The sequence below is a fragment of the Nitrosophilus sp. genome (genome assembly GCF_982775275.1).
In genome coordinates, this window is the sequence record NZ_CEXZHP010000227.1 from 1 (window position 1) to 2,237 (window position 2,237).

The 2,237-nt window shown below is 21.1% G+C and carries 3 protein-coding genes; all 3 read left to right on the top strand.

Translation table 11 applies throughout. From position 1 onward, the window contains the following. On the top strand, positions 1-373 hold a 373-nt coding region (locus AC30RD_RS08545), incomplete at its 5' end, for a hypothetical protein (RefSeq protein WP_489494079.1). Next, positions 357-1,136: a hypothetical protein gene (locus AC30RD_RS08550; RefSeq protein ID WP_489494080.1), complete on the top strand. Its 780-nt coding sequence runs from the start codon at positions 357-359 to the stop codon at positions 1,134-1,136. The genes AC30RD_RS08545 and AC30RD_RS08550, both read left to right, overlap by 17 nt. Beyond that, the coding region (locus tag AC30RD_RS08555) for a secretin N-terminal domain-containing protein (protein WP_489494081.1) at positions 1,123-2,237 on the top strand (1,115 nt) is incomplete at its 3' end. The genes AC30RD_RS08550 and AC30RD_RS08555, both read left to right, overlap by 14 nt.

The window sequence follows — 2,237 nt, forward strand, 5'->3', positions numbered from 1 at the left end:
TAGCAAATATCTATCTTTTAATATCCAAAATATTAATGTTATCTTTAAAGGCTTAGAAATTGCGTATATAGAAAATATTAAAGTATTTCCGTATATTTTTTATAATAAAATCGAAATTGATAATTTAAAAAATAGGTTTGAAAAAAATTTAGATATTAAAAAACTAAATTTGACATACTCTTTGCTTGAACCTAACTATATAAAAATATTCTCAAACTCAAAGCAGTTAAAATTTGACGGTAAAATCGATCTTTTTAATAAAAAAATTATAATATATTTTAAAAATTTAGAAAGTTTAAATATTAAAAAATTGAAAAATTTTTTTAAAATAAAAAAAGATGACAAGGGTTATTATATTGAAACAAATTTTTAAAAAATATTTTTTTATACTTTTTTCTTCTTTTGTTTTGGCTATATTTATAAATTCAATTTTATATATTTTTTTACCTAAAACTCCGACAGAACATATTGGTTATAATGTAAACAGTAAAATTTATAATATAAAAATATCAAAAGTATTTTGTAATAATGATAAAAAAAATAATAAAAATATAAATGAAAATATATTAAATTTTGAAGAATTGGAAAATTTATCATTAAAAGCTATATATCTTGAAAATGAAAATGAAGGATTTATTATAATTTCGGATAACAATAAAGAGATTTTTTTACAACTTAATGAAAAATATAAGGGATATACCCTAAAAAAGATAGGAAAAAATTATGCTATTTTACAAAAGGATAGAGAGTATATCTTATATTTAGAAGATAAATTTGAAAAAGAGATTTTTTCTCAAAAGATTTCGGGCAAAGACCAAATAGAAGAATATATTAAATTAAAAAAATCAGAAATTAAAAAATTGAAAGAAAAGTTTGATCTTTTATTGGAAGATATAGGGATTCAAAAAGTAGAATATGATGGCAAAGTAGCATATAAAATATCATATTTAAAAAAATATTCTCCAATTAGAAAATTTGGGTTGAATATCGGAGATATTATTTATATGATAAATGGTCAATCATTAGATAATATATCTTTTTTGAATGATTTATTAACAGATAAAGATATTGAAACTATGCAAATAAATTTAGTAAGAAATGGAGAAAAAAGGGAAATTTATTATGAAATTGAATAGATTAATAATAATATTTTTATTGGTTATTAACCTTTTTGCAAATCAAGAAAAAATTATTTTAAATTTTAAAAATTTAACTATAAATAATTTTATTAAAATGGTTGCAAAAATCACAAAAAAAAATATTTTAGCTCCAGAAAATATTAATGGAAAAGTAAATTTTATCTCCGTAAAGCCGATAAATAAAGAAGAGATTTATGATTTATTGATAAATGTTTTAAAAACTAAAGGCTATACTATAATTGAGACTCCGCAAAAATATCTTTTAGTGATAAAAAGCAAAGACGCTTTGAAAGAAGCGCCTCCGATTTATGGTAATAGCAAAATTAATCAGATCCAAACGGATATTATAGGAATCAGATATGTAGATGCCTCTAAAATATTTTCATCTATCAATTTTATGATTAGTAGAAATGGAAAAGCTACTTTAGTAAAAGATACAAATACTATAATAATTACCGATTTTCCAAAAAATTTGAAAAAAATAAAAAAAATTATATCTATAATGGATAAAAAAAGAAAAAAAGATATTAAATTTGTTTCTTTAAAAAACGCAAACGTTTTATCACTATATCCAAAGATTGAAAAAATATCAAAATCATTATTTCCTATAGATACAAAAACAAAACAGTTAGAAATAATACCCAATGAATCAACAAATACATTCATAATACTAGGGGATTTTAATGAGATAAAAATTTTAGAAGATTATATAAAGAGATTGGATAAAAAAGATGATATTGTAAAACCTTCTATTCATATAATAAAATTAAAAAATTCAGATTGTAATGATTTGCAAAAAGTTTTAAACGATTTAATTTCTAAAAAAATGTATGATAAAAAAGAGTATAAACCCTCTATAACGGTAGATGTTCCAACAAATACCTTAATAATATTATCTAGTCAAAAAGAGTTTGAAGAGTTAAAAAAAGTAATTGAAATATTGGATATTGATAGGCAACAAGTTTATGTAAAAGCAAAAATTGTGGAAATAAGCAGCAAAAAAGCTTATCAAATAGGTGCTAAATATGGAATATTTGGAGGGGTGGCAAACAGTGCTGGTTTATATAGTTTTAGCGCAAATCTCGGAGGACCGGCAAT